This window comes from Prolixibacter sp. DSM 2831 (genome assembly GCF_056493735.1).
On record NZ_CM151379.1, the window covers coordinates 3,637,155 to 3,654,838 of the forward strand.

Below are 17,684 nucleotides of genomic sequence, written 5' to 3' on the forward strand. Positions count from 1 at the left end.
AAAACCATGAATGCAATAGAAATAGCGGCCAACGCATCGAATAACCTAGCCAACGGAAATTTTGAGGCGCTGATAAATTGGACAGAAAACCTGCGCTTTCTAGACATTAAAATTATTAACGTTGGCGACTTCACCGAGCTTTTGGTACGCCTGACATTAAACTTATTTGTAAGCTTCCTGGTGGTGCACTTTATGTACGCGCGGAACAGCAGAAGAAAAGACTTCTACTTTAGCTTTTTAGCTGTAGGAACTGTTGTTTTCCTCTTAAGCTTTTTACTCAATAGCGTAAAGCTCGAATTAGGATTTGCACTCGGACTTTTCGCCATTTTTGGCATCATCCGCTACCGGACCGATGCCATTCCGATTAAGGAAATGACCTATCTGTTTATTGTGATTGGCATATCCGTTATCAACGCTCTAGCCAACAAAAAGGTGAGTTATGTTGAGCTGATTTTCACCAACTCGGTAATCGTATTTGGCTTATGGTTACTCGAGAAACGATTGATGCTGAAACAGGAAGGATCGATTCGGTTGATCTACGAAAAAATTGAAAATATACACGCCGATAAACAGGAAATGCTCCTTGCAGATTTAACAGAACGTACCGGTATCAATATTAAGCGCTATGAAATACAGAAAATTGACTTTTTGAAAGACGTGGCAGACATTACACTCTATTTTGACGCGAATGGAAAAAACGAAATACATCAAATCTCATCAACAAATAATGAACCTAATGAAAACCATAATGCCATCTAGCATGAAACAAAATATTTTCATCGCTATACTATTGGTTGCCTTGTTGGCCGCAGCATCCAAAAGTTATGCGCAAGAAACAATAAATGAGCTGCAAACCCGTACCAGCCTCGACTTGAGTTTTAAGCCATTTAAAAAGGTGAAGTTCACGCTAAGCCCGGAACTGCGTTTCGATGAAAATTTTTCACTCGATAAATACCTGATAGAAGGAGAAGTTGAATATAAAATATGGAAACCTTTTTCGGTAGCAGCACGATATGGGTTCGTAGCAAATTTACGAAATAAAAAAAACACCGAATATCTTGGCCGTTACGCATTTAGTGCACAAATCGAAAAAGAGTTTAAACACTTCGAACCTTCGCTGCAAATCATGTACAGCAACTATGCCGATGACGATGTAGATGACAAAAACTTTTTACGCTATAAAGCAGGGATAAAATACGATATACCCAATTGCAAAATTACTCCTTTTGCCGCCGCCCAGCTTTTTCAGGACTTGAATAGTGGTGAACGATATAAAGCCAGGTATGCCGTTGGTGCCGATTATAAAATCAATAAAAAGAACTATCTGGGGATGAGTTATAAGTTCGATTATTATTATACAGAATACCTAAACAAACACATTATTAGCCTGAATTATAAGATTAAATTTTAAATGTTTCCGATATGAAAAAAATAAGCCTGATTATAACAGCGATTTTACTTGTGATATTTAGTGCCTGCAGAGACGATGACTTCATAGCTGAAAATGAGGAAGACGAGGAAGTGAAAGTTGACACAACCGTTTACTCTGATTGGACCGTTGCCACTCATGGTAAAGATGCCGAATTGAATTACGATGTAGTGTTTAACCAGAACGAAGTACTGCGTTTCGACATTACAATCGACAGCGATGATTGGTCTGATATGCAAGCCAACCTTGCCACTGTTTTAAGCTCGGGCAGCATTCGCCCCGGACAGTCACTCGACTTTGATGACCCGATGTTTGTGCCCTGCTCATTTAAGTTTAATGGTATTGAATGGTACCATGTGGGCATTCGCTACAAAGGCAATTCCAGCTTGCAATCTACCTACCAGTCGGGTATTAAAAAATTCTCGTTTAAACTCGATTTCGATGAGTTTGAAGACGATTACCCTGCTATAAAAAATCAGCGCTTTTATGGCTTCAAGCAACTGAACCTGCAAAACAATTACGAAGATGCTTCACTCATGCGCGAAAAAGTAGCGGCAGACCTGTTCCGTCAATTTGGACTGGCTTCGTCGAAAACAGCTTTTTGTGTAGTTTATATTGACAATGGCAGTGGTCCGCAATATTACGGTGTTTATGCCTTGGTTGAAGAAGTGGACGACACTGTTTACGAAACACAGTTTGAGCAAAGTACAGGCAATCTCTACAAGCCCGACGGCGATGCAGCATCATTTGCCAGCGGGACATACAACACCAATGAATTCTATTTAAAAACCAACGAAGATTCAGCCAATTATTCTGATGTAAAATCATTGTATGATGTTATTAACAGTTCACTGCGTACATCGGATGTGGAAACCTGGAAAAGTAACCTCGAAAATGTTTTCAACGTGGATGGCTTCTTAAAATGGCTGGCAGCCAACACGGTTATCCAAAACTGGGATACCTATGGTAACATGACACACAACTACTACCTGTACAACAATCCTGAGAACGGCTTGCTAACCTGGATTCCGTGGGATAATAACGAAGCATTCCAGGAAGGGAAACAAAGTAGTTCACTTAGCTTTTCGATGAGCGAAGTAAGTAGCAGCTGGCCCTTAATAAGATATATCATTGACCAACCCGATTATGAAGCTGAGTATGAAACTTACCTGCAACAGTTTATCGACCAGGTATTTGTTCCTGCTGATATGATAAACACTTATTCAACGTACTACGAATTGCTAAAAGACTATGCGTATGCTGAAGAGCCGGGGTACACCTTTATCTATAACAACAGCCAGTTCGACTCAGCTGTTCAAACCCTGAAAACTCACGTACAAGCAAGAAATGATGCGGTAATTTCATACCTGCAATAAATCATAATAGCATGGCTGTAAATTCAATCAAAGGGTGCATCGGTTGTGGGATATGTGTAAAAACATGCCCCACCGATGTAATCCGGTTAAATGAGAAAACCAAAAAGGCAGAAATAAAATATCCGGCCGATTGCCAGATTTGTCACTTGTGCCGTATGTACTGCCCGGTTGATGCCATTACCATTACACCGGAAAAGTCGATACCGGTAATTGTTTCGTGGGGGTAAAGCCCCTCCTAATCTCCCCCAATGGGGAGGAACAAAAAAACGCATTAACAATTAAATGAGCATGGAAAACAAGATGGCAATATACAATGGGATCGCAGCGATTACGGTCTTTATTGTCTTACCGGTATTGGTGTATTCCCTGGGAGATTTTGAACGGCGTACACTTCTTAAAGAGGCAATTTCTCTGCTAACCATTCTGGCTTTTTTTATCATGCTCATGCAGTTTTATCTGTCAAGGGCAAACAGAAATGTGTTAACCGGCCATAAAATGGCAAAAGTGGTAAAATGGCATAAGGTTCTGGGCTATGTGTTTGTGAGTGCTTTACTCTTCCATCCATTCCTAATCGTACTACCCCGCTACTTCGAGGCTGGAATTGATCCTCTTGATGCTTTCACTGAACTGTTATCCAATTTTAACCAGAAAGGACTATTGCTGGGACTAATTGCCTGGATATTTATGGTTATCATTGGCTTAACTTCCTTGCTTAGGAACAGGCTTCCTTTTTCGTATAAAACATGGCGTGTTATTCATGGCTATTTGTCTATGGCGTTTATTATAACTGCTTCGTTACATGTTGTCGACATGGGCAGGCACATAAACCAACCAATGGCCTGGATTATTGCCATCCTTTCCATATCCGGAGTGGCCATGTTACTGAGAACATTCATTCTCAAATCTGTATTACCAAAAATTAAGAACCATGCCTAAAAATGTATCACGCAGGGAATTTATTTCAATCTCCGGAACGGCTGCTTGCGGGGTGACAGCACTTGCCTCCATGGGAATCTATTCAGGTTGGGGAAAAAACGAACCGGAAATGACCGCAAATGAAATGGAAACCACAAACTTTAGTACCGATGTATTAGTGATTGGCAGTGGCATGGCCGGATTATTTGCAGCAGTAAAAGCACACGATGCCGGCGCCAAAACCATCATGGTATCCAAAGGGCGCTTGGGCTCATCAGGGCAAACCCCATTTGCAAAAGGTATTTTTGAATTCGATGCAAAAACATCAAAATATAGTATCGATGAATTTGTCGAACTGGTTGGAAAATCAGCTTTAGGAACCAACAATCCGGTTTACACCCGGCAGGTTGCCGAACATTCCCTGGCTCGGGTAAATGAGCTGCGCCAATGGGGTTTTTTCGATTCACCACTTTATAATAAATCGTTCAGAAAACCAATTAACGAACGAAAAATTCCCGCCATTGAACGGATAACCATCACCCACTTGATAAAGGAAAACGGCAAAATAGCCGGAGCAGCTGGTTTTAGTATTGACGAGAAGAAAATATATTTCTTCCAGGCAAAAAGCGTAATTCTTTGTACCGGGGCAGGTGGTTTTAAACCCAATGGTTTCCCCATTTGTGACCTGACACACGATGGAACCATTATGGCCTACAATATCGGAGCTAAGGTAACCGGTAAAGAGTGGAACGACGGTCACGGTGGCAGTGCTAAAAATGCAGCCGCTTGTTATGATGGCTGGCATGGCATGTTCGATCAAAAGCCTTCTACAACATCAGTCGAGATACACCACGATTTAGGTGTAGATATGAATTATCTGGCTTATGTAAGCGGAAATCCACTGAAGATGAGCCATCCGGGCGACTTGAATTCGATGAAAATATCAGGAGGTCCCTATCGCCCTGAAGGCTTCAACCAGGACGAAAAAAGGAAACCTTCGGGAGTATCTGATGGTGACAGGCCCGATGGACCACCTCCTCGTGACGGAAAAAGTGGAGAAGACGGCCCTCCCGGAATGGGTGGTAGCATGGTCGGAGGCTCATCCGCAGGGATGTCCATCCATAAATCGGAAGGACTCGTTCCGATAAACGACAAATGCGAATCGAATATTCCCGGACTGTATGCTGCCGGCGATGCGCTTGGCTCATACATGTCAGGTGCAATATATACACAAATTGGTTCATCATTGGCCGGATCGGCAGTTCAGGGTGCTATTGCCGGTGAAGCAGCGGCCGGATATTCCAAAACAGCCGGTATCCAAACAATATCGGCTAGTCAAATCAGCACAATACAGCAGGAGATAACTGCCCCGCTCGAAAGGGAAGCGGGCTACAGTCCTGCCTGGGTTACCCAAACCCTGCAGGGGATAATGATACCCAACTTTGTTCTCTACATTAAAAAAGAAAGTCTTTTAAAGGCCGCTCTGGCTTACATCGAAGAATTGCGCGACCACCACATGCCCATGCTTCGCGCATCAAATTTACATGAGCTACGGTTGGCGCACGAAACCGCCAACATGATTATCAGCGCTGAAATGAAACTGAAAGCCTCGTTGATGCGGACCGAAAGCCGTTGCAGCCACTACCGCCTCGATTACCCCGATATAGACAATGAAAACTGGCAGGCATGGATAAACATCTTCAAAGGCAGTGATGGAACCATGAAATTCGAAAAACAACCTTTTAGTTCCTGGAGTGAATAGTTGTATATTTAGGGTTGATTAATATGACAAAATTTTTCAAAAATAATCAGGAGCGTGCCCAGCTGTTGCTGGTAGTGATGGTTTGGCTGTTGCTATTTGCTATTCCCATCTTTTTTGGTGACTCGGCTGAACAAACCAACTGGCACCACATTTTTAAAATATGGAAAGAGTACAGTATTTTACTCATCATATTCCTGGTTAACCGGTTTGTATTAATGCCATATCTGTTTTTTAGAGAAAAGCAAGTGGCCTATTTCGTATCGATTACCGGGGTTATTCTACTCTTTTCCTCGGCTTTATTCCTTCTTCAATACATCGAAAGACCAGTTCCTTCCCTCGAGTTACCCCCGCCGCCCGCTGGTGGCGTACCCAATGGTTTTGAGCTTCCCTTGAGGCATGGCCCACGTGAGTTCATACCTCCGTTTGCAAATATGATCATCATGAGCATTTTGCTTATCGGTTTCGATTCCGGGCTGATTTTTTTCAGTAAATGGATGATATCAGAACAAAACAAGCTAAAAGCCGAAAAGGAAAGTATCCGGAATAAAATGGCGTTTTTACAAAACCAGGTAAGCCCGCACTTCTTCATGAATACGCTGAACAATATTCATGCTTTGGTCGACATCGATGCAGAGGAGGCAAAAGATGCCATCATTAAACTTTCGCAGATGATGGATTATATGTTGTATGAATCGCAATCGAATGGGATATCGTTAAAACAGGAAATGGATTTCACGAGGAGCTATGTGGATTTAATGAAGTTGCGCATCACCGATGAAGTTGACCTAAAACTGGAAATCCCGGAAACTTTGCCGCAGGTGAAAATACCACCGTTATTGACCATCTCATTTATCGAAAATGCCTTCAAATACGGTGTTAGTTACCAATCGCCCTCCTTTATCCATATCACGATCAATATCCGTGATAATCGTTTTATTTTTCATGTTGAAAATCGCATCCATCAGGAAATAAAACAAAATAAAAATTCGGGCATCGGTATTGTAAACACACAAAAGCGGCTGGAACTACTATTTGGCCATAGGTACGAGCTGAATATCGATAAGAAAGACGATATTTTTAAAGTGAACTTAACAATTCCGCTATGATTAGCTGTATCACGATAGATGACGAACCACTGGCACTTAAACAATTAGGTAGTTACATTGACAAGATACCGTATTTAACCCTCTTGAAGAGCTTTTCCAGTGCGGTAAAAGCATTGGAATTTCTTCAGGAAAACGAGGTTGACTTGATGTTCGTTGACATTAATATGCCTGACCTCTCCGGGATGGAATTTGTAAAATCTCTGACCAATCCATCCAAAGTGATATTTACTACGGCCTATCGTGAATATGCTGTGGAGGGATTTCAGGTGGATGCTGCCGATTATCTAGTCAAACCCATCTCATTTGCCGCTTTTTCCAAAGCAATAGAAAAAACAAAGCAACGTTATTTTTCACAAAACGAACAGCTCGTAAATATTAAGCACGATGATAAATTTCTGTTTATAAAGTCAGAATATAAAATAGTTCGGATCGACCTAAACAACATTAAATATATTGAGGGGATGCGCGATTACATCCGCATTCACCAGGTTCATGAAAAACCCGTTATGACCTTGCTAAACATGAATAAAATAATGGAACATCTTCCTGCTAAAAACTTTATGCGGATCCATCGTTCGTATATCGTAAATCTCGAGAAAATTCAAACCATCGAGCGCAACCGCATCATTTTCGACAAGGACGTGTACATCCCAATTAGCGACCAGTACAAAGATGATTTTCAGAAATTTTTGGATGATAACTTTCTGAAGTAGATGTCCACCCACTTACACCTGGAACGAACTGACTTCCTATATCATCCTACCGATATTTGCATCTAAAATTCATGTGATTGCCTTCGTCGAACTTCGTTTCGTGTAATTCGCGTTAGATGCCCTGCGTGCTGACCTAAATGTGTAAATTAACCCCAACCATCGGGGCAACATCTCCCATTAATACTCTTTTGAAAAATAGTATCTCGCAACCTGTCCCCCTCTGGAGGGGGTGGCCGGAGGAGGATAATGAATTCCAAACCCGTGTAAATCAGTAGACCTTAATTCGTGAAATTCGTATTTAAACGGAAAACAGCCACCATACATTCGCACGCCGGGTATTATTTGGGTCACACTTTTTGTGTGGCCACCTCCAACACCTTACAGCACTTTGCCTTTCGGTAAATAGAGTTTTCAGTGCGTTTTACTGAAGACCAGATCATCCGTCTATTACATAGTCACAGGAGCGAAGTCAAAAAGCTGTAGCCATCCCGGGTGTCCCAACAAAAAGACCGCTGCCTCCATAGCGCCCCTGGCAGCGTTGCGCCCAAAATAACACCCTCCCCTCACTAACTGAATTTACATAACATGTAGTTCATAGGAACAACCCCCACAGCCCAACCGTGGGCCTTATTGTCCTATAACCTAATTATGTAAATCACTTAGCCCCAACCACTCCACCATTCCATAGCACCGTCCATCATTCGTGTAATTCGCCTTAATTCGTGTAATCTGTATTTAGCCAATTCTCCCATTCTCCTTCTTCGCCTGAGCCTTTGCCTGAGCCAACCCCATATCAGCTGTTTACGATACCCAACCTTCATCCTTCTTTTAAGTCAGTCTAAATACAAACTACTGACCTGCAAAAGATTAAGTCAGAGTATAAAAAACAATCGGACAACCGCTACTGTTCCGTGGTTAACAAAATCAATTAGCTATTATGGATACTCTTCAGGTTAAAGGCTCTTCCGGAAGAGGCTCTCCCGGAACAACACTCGGGTTCTTCTTTGGCTTTGAAGCCAATTCGTTATATGGCCCCCCCTCTGGCAATTTTAAAGAGCTCATAGAACTGAGCGCCACGATGTTCGGACTCTTGGTGGCTACTCCCTCCCATACCTCCTCACTGCCTGGCATTCCTTTGGTGACCAGGGGCGATACGACAGGTGAAAAAAACATTTTTTTTCTGCTCCTGCTATCCGTCACCGGTTTGAGCGGAGTAACCGCGCTGTTGCACTGTTTTCGTTCTCATGACCGGCCATTACGGACAGAAGCGCGGCTTGATAATCCCCATGCAGCTAGGCGTTATGATGAAAATCCGCCTTACACCCCGTTATGGCAGGAACAAATCGCCGGTATTCCGAAAGAACAGGTGACCACCGTCGCTCGCCAGTTTGCGGAAAACGCGGCAAAAACCAAAGGGCGATCGATGATCATCATCGGGCCGGAGTTCTAATAATTGGCCTTTGGCCTCTTACCCGGCGGGTCCGTATGTGGGTTTTCCGATTGCTCATTAAAAAGTCGCATCGTATATCGAAGATAATGCAGGGGCCTGGTAATCATGCGACTTCTGTTGATTAACAACGGCAACTATTTTCTAATCAGTTTAACAATAAAAGCATGAAAAAAATATTTCATCTATTTGTAATCGTTTCGATTCTTTTTCCCTTTTGGGGAGGGAATTTGAATGCTCAATCACTCACTTTTTCGGGAGAAATCCGTCCCCGGTACGAGTTTCGCCATGGTTATAAGACAATTATCCCGGATGGAAATTCAGCAGCCAATTTCATATCGCAGCGTACGAGACTGAATCTTTCCTACGGAAGTAAGATGTTTAAATTTGGCATCGCATTACAGAACGTTCGCGTGTGGGGCGATGTTCCGCAGCTCAACAGCTCTGATGTTTACGGGACAGCTATTCACCAGGCATGGGGCGAAATGATCTTTAGTAAAAAGCTGGCTTTCAAAATCGGAAGGCAGGAAATATCTTACGATGACCAAAGGATTTTTGGAGGTGTGGACTGGACGCAGCAGGCAAGAAGTCACGATGCAGCGATTTTTAAATACCGCCCCAACAAAACGACGGAAATAGATGTTGGTATTGCGCAAAACGCCCAAAGCGAAGCGCTTTATAAGACTGATTATCTTGTTAGTAATTATAAAACCTTTCAGTACATCTGGTACCATGAACGGTTCAGCAAAACGGGACTAAGCCTGCTGTTTTTAAACAACGGTATGCCTTATAATGAATTAAATAATTCCCAGACAGTTGTTTACAGTCAAACCTATGGCGGCAGGTTTACCTATAAATCGAACCCGCTGAAATTTAATGCCTCGTTCTATTATCAGGGCGGGAAAAACAAACTCGATAAGACCCTCTCCGCAGAATATGCTGCAGCTGGTGTTACCTATTCATTGCCATCTGAATTTACATTCGGCCTGGGGGGCGAATATCTTTCGGGGACTTCTTCCAAAGAACAGGCTTTGAACCAAACGGATAAATCATTCAAACCCTTTTACGGAACGAACCATAAGTTTGATGGCTGGATGGACTACTTTTACGTAGGAAACTTCATGTACAGCAATGGTTTGTTTGATGTGAGTCTACCATTAACTCAAAAAGTAAATAAGTTTACGTTCAAATTAATCCCCCATTATTTCTTTGCTGCTGCAAAAGTATCGGCTTTACAAGGTGACGGAACCTGGAAGGATTATAAGAGTAACCTGGGAGCTGAAATCGATTTTTCAGCGAATTATAACTTCTCCAACGATGTATCTATTAGCGGAGGATATTCGCAAATGATGGCAACACAAACTCTTCAGGTATTGAAAGGTGGAAACTACAAAAATTCCAATAATTGGGCGTGGTTGATGCTTACGTTCAAACCGACTTTTTTCAGTAAACTCTGAGTTTTGGAAATTGACTAAACCCGGGCATTGAAAATATAATTTTGACCTTTCAATCCCGGGTTATTTTTTCCGGCCATTTCACTAAATGATATGACAATATTCGCTTTCCGACATTCAGGCTTCGAATATGAGTAAAGTCTTGTGATACTTCCGGAGTTTCGGGATTTTCTCCTGCTTCTTTTAAGTCAGTCTAAATACAAACTACTGACCCGCAATAGATTAAGACAGCATGTAAAAAACAATCAGATATCTGCCACTGTTCTGTGGTTAACAAAATCAATTAACAATTATGGATACTTTTCAGGTAAAAGGCACACCTAAACGGGGCTTACTAGGAACCACCCTGGGTTTCTTCTTCGGCTTCGCAGCCGTCTCGCTCTATGGTCCAACCGCCGTAAATTTTAAAGATGCAATGGGAATCAGCTCCACTCTCCTGGGACTACTGGTGGCAATTCCTTCACTTTCCGGGTCGTTATTGCGCATCCCTTTCGGGGCCTGGGTTGATACAACAGGAGGAAAAAAACCATTTTTTATCCTCCTCTTGTTGTCAGTCATCGGTTTGGGAGGAGTCACCCTGTTGCTGCACTTTAGCTATCCAAACCATATGCAGGGTATGTATGGCCTGATTTTATTCTTTGGATTCCTCAGCGGTTGTGGTATTGCCACCTTTTCGGTAGGAATTGGACAAACCTCCTATTGGTATCCTCAGAAAAAACAAGGTAAAGCGTTGGGCACTTATGCCGGTTTAGGAAACCTGGCACCAGGTATATTCTCGCTTATCCTGCCGTTATATCTTGCTCACTATGGCTTCATATCGGCTTACTTTGCCTGGTTTATTTTCCTTTTTATTGGCCTTCTGATTTATGCTAAGCTGGGTGTAAATGCCTATTTTTTTCAGTTTCGTGATGCCAAAATGAGTGTTGACGATAGTAAGGAGGAAGCCAAAAAGCTCGGACAGGAAATTTTCCCTTCAGGTGGGGTCAAAGATAGCCTAATCAATTCTGCAAAAGTGAAAAACACCTGGGCACTGGTTGTCCTTTATTTTACCACATTCGGCGGTTTTATAGCCCTCACTGCCTGGTTTCCAACTTATTGGAATCAGTTTCAGGGATTCAGTGGTGTGAAAGCTGGTCTGTTTACCGCCATTTTCTCGCTACTGGCATCGCTGCTTAGGGTACCAGGTGGCTCTTTCGCCGATAAGGCAGGAGGGGAAAAAATGAGCCTGCTGGCCATGGTTCTGGTTTTGCTCTCTGCCATTGTACTTTCAATCACGCAAAGTTCAGTCATTGGCATACTGGCGGCTATTGTACTGGCTGCCGGGATGGGATTTAACAATGCTGCTGTTTTTAAACTGGTTCCTCATTATGTCCCTAAATCGGTAGGTGGTGCAGCCGGATGGGTTGGCGGACTGGGCGCATTCGGTGGTTTTGTAATCCCTCCGGTAATGGGAGCTATAGCGGATAGCTATGGAAAAATTGGTTATGCACGCGGTTTCTTTGTTTTTGTTCTTTTAGCTGCCATCAATATGTTCATTATTTACCGGTTGCTAAAAAGTAAACCAGTTGCGGAAAATTAGATTGACAACATCTTTCAAACCTGAAAATCATTAGCATGAGTTTATTAAACCGGCTTTTCTACTTTAGCAGGGTGGCAGAAAAAACCACGGACCGACACATCGTTACAACAGAACGAAACCGCGACAGCGAACAATTCTACAGGAATAGATGGCAGTACGATAAAATTGTTCGTTCAACTCACGGAGTGAACTGCACAGGTTCCTGCTCATGGAAAGTATTTGTAAAGAACGGTTTGGTGACCTGGGAAATCCAGCAAACCGATTATCCCGAAACCCGGCCCGACCTTCCAAACCACGAACCGCGTGGTTGCCCACGGGGTGCCAGCTATTCGTGGTACCTGTACAGTGCCAACCGCGTAAAACATCCCATGGTGCGGGGAACACTAATCGATGCTTACCGCAAAGCCAAACTGAACTGCAGTGACCCGGTCGAAGCTTGGCAAGCCATAATGGAAGACACAGTTATCTCTAAAAAATACAAGGCCGAGCGTGGTCTTGGTGGATTTGTCAGAGCAGACTGGGAAGAGGTCAATGAAATCATCGCTGCCGCTAATATTTATACCATCAAAAAATTTGGCCCCGACAGGATAGCAGGATTCTCGCCCATTCCGGCCATGTCGATGGTTTCTTATGCTGCTGGTACCCGGTACCTGAGTCTTATCGGTGGTTCCGTTTTAAGCTTCTACGACTTTTATTGCGATTTGCCACCGGCATCGCCACAGACTTGGGGTGAGCAAACCGACGTACCGGAAAGTGCCGACTGGTACAACTCCTCTTTCCTCATGCTCTGGGGCTCCAACGTGCCCGTGACCCGGACACCCGATTCTCCGTTTTTTACCCAGGTACGTTATAAAGGGACCAAAACGGTGGTGGTTGCTCCTGACTACAACGACGCTGCCAAGTTTTCCGACCTGTGGATGAAACCCAAACAGGGAACTGATGCGGCCGTGGGAATGGCCATGGGACATGTGATTCTTAGGGAGTTCTTTCTGGAACAAAAAACGGCCTATTTTGATGAGTATGTACGACAATATTCTGACCTCCCCTTTCTGGTAAAACTGGAGAAGCACGAGAAGGGTTATGTCGCCGGCGCATTGCTTCGTGCCTCCGACTTTGCCGATAAACTGAGTGTTGATAAATCTCCCGAATGGAAACCTGTACTTCGGGATGAAAATTCCGGTGAATTATCTGTACCAAACGGAACCATCGGTTCGCGATGGGATAAGAGCCAGAAATGGAACCTGGAAATGAAGGATGCCCGCACCGGGAAGGATATTCAGCCGCTCCTGTCTGTATTAGGGAAACAGGACGAAATAATTGATGTGGCATTTCCATACTTTGGCGGGCCAACCTATAAACATCAACACTTCAATGCATCGGAGCATGACGATATTATTTTGCACAAAATTCCGGTACAAAGAATCCACACCAATGAGGGAGAATCCTGGTGTTGCACCGTCTTCGATCTGATGGTGGCCAATTATGGACTCGACCGTGGATTGAATGACCACAATGCAGCAAAAAGCTACGACGAGAATCTACCCTATACACCATTATGGCAGGAGCAAATAACCGGCGTTCCCAAAGAACAGGTAATTACTGTCGCCCGCCAGTTTGCCGAAAATGCAGCAAAAACTCGAGGACGGTCGATGATCATCATCGGAGCAGGTGTCAACCACTGGTTCCATACCGATATGATCTACCGGAGCGCTATCAATATGCTCGTCTTCTGTGGATGTGTGGGGCAATCTGGTGGTGGTTGGTCCCACTATGTTGGACAAGAGAAGTTAAGGCCGCAAACCGGTTGGTTACCGCTGGCTTTCGGTCTCGACTGGAACCGGCCTCCCCGCCATATGAATACAACCTCCTATTTTTATCTTCACAGCGACCAGTGGCGTTACGAAAAAGTGCAGCTGGATGAATTACTCTCTCCCCTGGCTGACCAAAAGCTTTGGAAAAACCTAACCATGGTAGACTGTAACGTGAAGGCCGAACGAATGGGATGGTTACCTTCTTCACCGCAGCTAAATGCTAATCCGGTAAAACTGGCTGGTGAAGCGGAAAAAGCCGGGAAGAAGCCGGAAGATTATGCCCTGGAGAAACTAAAAAGTGGTGAAATACATTTTGCTTCGGAGGACCCGGATAATCCGGTTAACTTTCCCCGTAACCTGTTTGTTTGGCGCTCCAACCTGCTGGGCTCAAGTGCCAAAGGAATGGAGTATTTCATGAAACACCTGCTGGGTGCCCAAAACGGTGTTTTAGGAAACGATCTGAAGGCCACCGGGCAACCGTTACCATCCGAAGTAAACTGGCACGATCAGGCGCCCGAAGGTAAACTGGATTTGCTCGTTACAGCAGATTTCCGCATGTCCACAACGGCTCTTCATTCCGATATTTTGCTGCCAGCTGCCTCCTGGTACGAAAAGAACGATCTGAGTACGTCTGATATGCATCCTTTCATTCATCCTTTTCATCAAGCCGTTGACCCGGTATGGGAATCGCGTTCAGATTGGGATATATACAAGGGACTTGCTAAAAAATTCTCCGAACTATCCATCGGTCATTTGGGTAACGAAAAAGATGTAGTTCTCTTGCCGTTGCAACATGATTCGCCCATGGAAATGTCCGAAACGACAGACGCCAGCGATTGGAAACATAGCGGGAAAGAGCCAAAACCCGGGCTTAATATGCCCAAAATCATCACCGTAGAACGCAACTATCCGGAAACATATAATCGCTTTACCTCTTTGGGTCCACTGATGAAGAGTGCCGGAAACGGGGCGAAAGGTATTAGCTGGAATACCGAAGAGGAAGTTGAGTTTTTGAAACAATTGAATCACACTGTTTCAGAGGAGACGGGTGCTCATGGGTTGCCACAAATCAGGACGGATATTCAGGCTGCAGAAGTAATTCTGAGTCTGGCACCGGAAACCAATGGCAAGGTCGCCGTAAAAGCTTGGAAAGCCCTCGGTGAGACTACCGGACGAAATCACCACGCATTGGCTGCCAGCCGTGCCGACGAAAAAATAAGGTATCATGATATCCTGGCTCAACCCCGGAAAATCATTACTTCCCCCATCTGGAGCGGAATCGATTCGGAGGAGGTTTCTTACAATGCTGGCTACACCAATGTCCATGAGTTGATTCCCTGGCGTACCCTCACAGGCAGGCAAACACTTTATCAGGACCATGCATGGATGAGGGCCTACGGTGAAAACCTGGTTTGCTATAAACCTCCCATTCAGACAAAATCGGTGGAAAGGATCCTTCAAAAACTACCCTCAGACGGAAATTACCTGGTCATTAACATGATGACCCCTCACAACAAATGGACGATCCACTCCTCATGGTCTGATAACCTTCTTATGCTTACCCTCGGAAGAGGTGGTCCGGTGGTATGGATGAGTGAGAAGGACGCCGAAAAAATAAAACTCGCAGACAACGATTGGGTGGAAATCTTCAACCAGAATGGTGCGTCGGTAACGAGAGTGATTGTATCACAACGCATTCCGGAAGGTGCTCTGGTATATTACCATAACCAGGAGCGGACCGTCAACATGCCGGTCAGTCAGGAAACTGGCAACCGCGGTGGTGTACACAATTCCCTCGAACGGTTGAGCCTAAAGCCAACCCATATGATAGGCGGATATGCACAACTGGCTTATGGCTTCAATTACTACGGTACCATCGGTTCGAACCGCGATGAAATTGTGGTCATACGTAAATTGGAGAAGGTAGAATGGAAAGATGAGGAAATCGGTTGATAATAACAGAGTAAATTACTGATTATGAGAATTCGTGCTCAGATAGGAATGGTGTTAAACCTGGACAAATGTATCGGTTGCCACACGTGCTCCGTTACTTGCAAAAACGTATGGACCACTCGCCAGGGAATGGAATATGCCTGGTTCAATAATGTGGAAACCAAACCTGGAACAGGCTACCCGACCGATTGGGAAAATCAGGATCACTACCAGGGTGGATGGAAGCTGGATAAAGGTGCGCTGCATCCCCGGATGGGTAGCAAAGCAGGGATTATGAAAGGAATATTTGCTAATCCTCATCTGCCGCAGATTGACGATTATTACGAACCTTTTACGTTTAACTACTCCGTCCTGCACAAACAGGCCAAATTCAAGACACCTCCATCGGCTCGGCCATATTCGATGATAACCGGTAAGTTGATGGATAAGATTGAGAAGGGCCCTAATTGGGAGGACAACCTGGGTGGAACTTTTGCCAAACGCAGCCAGGACCGGAATTTCGAACAGGTACAAAAAGAAATTCTCAGGGAATTTGAAAATGCATTCATGCTCTATCTTCCTCGTCTGTGTGAGCACTGCATGAATCCTACCTGTGTAGCTGCCTGTCCATCGGGTGCCATATACAAACGGGAAGAGGACGGGATAGTTCTAATTGACCAGGATGCCTGTCGTGGTTGGCGCGAATGTGTCAGTGCCTGTCCGTATAAGAAGATCTATTTTAACTGGCAGAGTAAGAAATCAGAAAAATGCACCCTCTGCTTTCCGAAAATCGAAAATGGCGAACCAACCATCTGTTCCGAATCCTGTGTGGGACGAATAAGGTACCTGGGCGTTATGTTGTATGACCAGGATCAAATCAAATCGTTGGCTTCAACTCCCGAAACAGAAGATTTATACGAGGCTCAGTTAAAAATCTTTCTTGACCCACACGACCCCGAAGTTATCAAAGAGGCCAGGAAACAGGGGATGACGGAAAACTACCTAAAAGCAGCTGCTGCATCGCCCGTGTATAAAATGGTGATGGACTGGAAATTAGCGCTACCTCTACACCCGGAATTCCGCACCTTACCCATGGTCTGGTATATACCTCCTTTGTCGCCCGTTCAAACCGCCGTTGACAGCGGAGAACTGGGGATTAACGGAATTTTACCCGATGTTGAGTCCCTCCGTATTCCGGTCAAATACCTGGCCAATCTTTTTACAGGCGGCAAAGAAAAACCGGTTACCGCCGTACTGAAAAAAATGTTGGCCATGAGAGCCTGGATGCGGGCTAAATCATTGGAGGAATCTCCCAATCCTGATATTCTACCGGAAGCTGGACTCTCTGAAACACAAGTCAGTGAAATGTACCGTTATCTGGCACTCGCGGACTATAAAGACCGTTACGTTCTTCCAACCCGTATGGTTAAACCAAATGAAGATGCCTACCGGGAGAAAGCCGAAAAAGGATTTGATACAAATAATTCAAACCGCCCACGAACCAACTTATTCGGAGGAATATAGCCATGATAAAAACATATAAAATACTATCTCTGCTACTCTCATATCCTCAAAAGGAGTTAAAGAATTTCCTACCGGATTGCCTTATGCTCCTCAGACAGGAGGAATTATTGAGGGATGAACAGATGAAAGGCATACAGAATTTTATCGATGTCTTTTCGAACGAGGAATTAACGAAATGGCAGGCACACTATGTTCAGCTTTTCGATTATTCCCGGTCGGTTTCCCTGCATCTTTTTGAACATGTGCATGGTGACTCGAGAGACCGTGGACAGGCGATGGTGGATTTGATTCGTTTTTACCAGGAGGCAGGTCTGGAATGGAAAACAAACGAATTGCCCGATTACATGCCTGCGTTCCTGGAATTCATTTCGCTTTCCCCTTCAACACAGGTGGCCGCTGAAATTCTCTCTGAACCGATCACCATCATCGGCAAGGTTTACCAAAAACTGCAGGAAAAGGAGAATGCTTATCAATATATTTTCAGCGCTATTATTTCCCTCTCCGCCAAACAACCGGAAATGGACAAGGTCAGTTCCCTCACTGAGGCGGAAAAGCCGATGAATCTAGATAAAGAATACAGTGAAGACCCCATCCGTTTTGACGGAGATAATGGTTGCTCAACCTGTCACTAAAAGA

Annotated in this window: 14 protein-coding genes; all 14 read left to right on the forward strand. The window is 44.3% G+C overall.

Annotated features, from left to right (window positions below; translation table 11 throughout):
- Positions 1-6 precede the first annotated feature (6 nt).
- The gene (locus AC060N_RS14850) at positions 7-759 is read left to right on the forward strand and encodes a DUF4956 domain-containing protein (RefSeq protein ID WP_479524508.1); all 753 of its coding nucleotides are present in this window, start codon (positions 7-9) and stop codon (positions 757-759) included.
- A gap of 1 nt (position 760) precedes the next feature.
- Positions 761-1,411, forward strand: coding sequence for a DUF2490 domain-containing protein (locus AC060N_RS14855; RefSeq protein WP_479524509.1), 651 nt, complete (start codon positions 761-763; stop codon positions 1,409-1,411).
- Between the two features lie 11 nt (positions 1,412-1,422).
- Positions 1,423-2,805 (forward strand): CotH kinase family protein, encoded by a 1,383-nt coding sequence (locus AC060N_RS14860; protein WP_479524510.1) that lies wholly within the window; start codon positions 1,423-1,425, stop codon positions 2,803-2,805.
- Positions 2,806-2,816: 11 nt separating this feature from the next.
- On the forward strand, positions 2,817-3,032 hold the full coding sequence (locus tag AC060N_RS14865; RefSeq protein ID WP_479524511.1) for a 4Fe-4S dicluster domain-containing protein: 216 nt from the start codon (positions 2,817-2,819) through the stop codon (positions 3,030-3,032).
- Between the two features lie 61 nt (positions 3,033-3,093).
- The gene (locus AC060N_RS14870) at positions 3,094-3,741 is read left to right on the forward strand and encodes a ferric reductase-like transmembrane domain-containing protein (RefSeq protein WP_479524512.1); all 648 of its coding nucleotides are present in this window, start codon (positions 3,094-3,096) and stop codon (positions 3,739-3,741) included.
- On the forward strand, positions 3,734-5,482 hold the full coding sequence (locus tag AC060N_RS14875; protein ID WP_479524513.1) for an FAD-binding protein: 1,749 nt from the start codon (positions 3,734-3,736) through the stop codon (positions 5,480-5,482). Before AC060N_RS14870 ends, AC060N_RS14875 begins: the two co-directional genes overlap by 8 nt.
- 23 nt (positions 5,483-5,505) lie before the next feature.
- Positions 5,506-6,588 (forward strand): sensor histidine kinase, encoded by a 1,083-nt coding sequence (locus tag AC060N_RS14880; RefSeq protein WP_479524514.1) that lies wholly within the window; start codon positions 5,506-5,508, stop codon positions 6,586-6,588.
- Positions 6,585-7,301, forward strand: coding sequence for a LytR/AlgR family response regulator transcription factor (locus AC060N_RS14885; RefSeq protein WP_479524515.1), 717 nt, complete (start codon positions 6,585-6,587; stop codon positions 7,299-7,301). Before AC060N_RS14880 ends, AC060N_RS14885 begins: the two co-directional genes overlap by 4 nt.
- Positions 7,302-8,238: 937 nt before the next feature.
- The gene (locus AC060N_RS14890) at positions 8,239-8,751 is read left to right on the forward strand and encodes a hypothetical protein (protein ID WP_479524516.1); all 513 of its coding nucleotides are present in this window, start codon (positions 8,239-8,241) and stop codon (positions 8,749-8,751) included.
- Between the two features lie 164 nt (positions 8,752-8,915).
- Positions 8,916-10,205, forward strand: a complete 1,290-nt coding sequence (locus AC060N_RS14895) for an alginate export family protein (protein WP_479524517.1) — start codon at positions 8,916-8,918, stop codon at positions 10,203-10,205.
- 289 nt (positions 10,206-10,494) lie between these two features.
- Complete coding sequence (locus tag AC060N_RS14900) at positions 10,495-11,781, forward strand: MFS transporter (RefSeq protein ID WP_479523720.1); 1,287 nt, start codon at positions 10,495-10,497, stop codon at positions 11,779-11,781.
- A gap of 35 nt (positions 11,782-11,816) precedes the next feature.
- Positions 11,817-15,545, forward strand: a complete 3,729-nt coding sequence (locus AC060N_RS14905; protein ID WP_479524518.1) for a nitrate reductase subunit alpha — start codon at positions 11,817-11,819, stop codon at positions 15,543-15,545.
- 24 nt (positions 15,546-15,569) lie between these two features.
- On the forward strand, positions 15,570-17,048 hold the full coding sequence (narH, locus tag AC060N_RS14910) for a nitrate reductase subunit beta (RefSeq protein ID WP_479524519.1): 1,479 nt from the start codon (positions 15,570-15,572) through the stop codon (positions 17,046-17,048).
- A gap of 2 nt (positions 17,049-17,050) precedes the next feature.
- Positions 17,051-17,680 (forward strand): nitrate reductase molybdenum cofactor assembly chaperone, encoded by a 630-nt coding sequence (gene narJ, locus AC060N_RS14915; RefSeq protein WP_479524520.1) that lies wholly within the window; start codon positions 17,051-17,053, stop codon positions 17,678-17,680.
- The last annotated feature ends 4 nt before the right edge of the window (positions 17,681-17,684 follow it).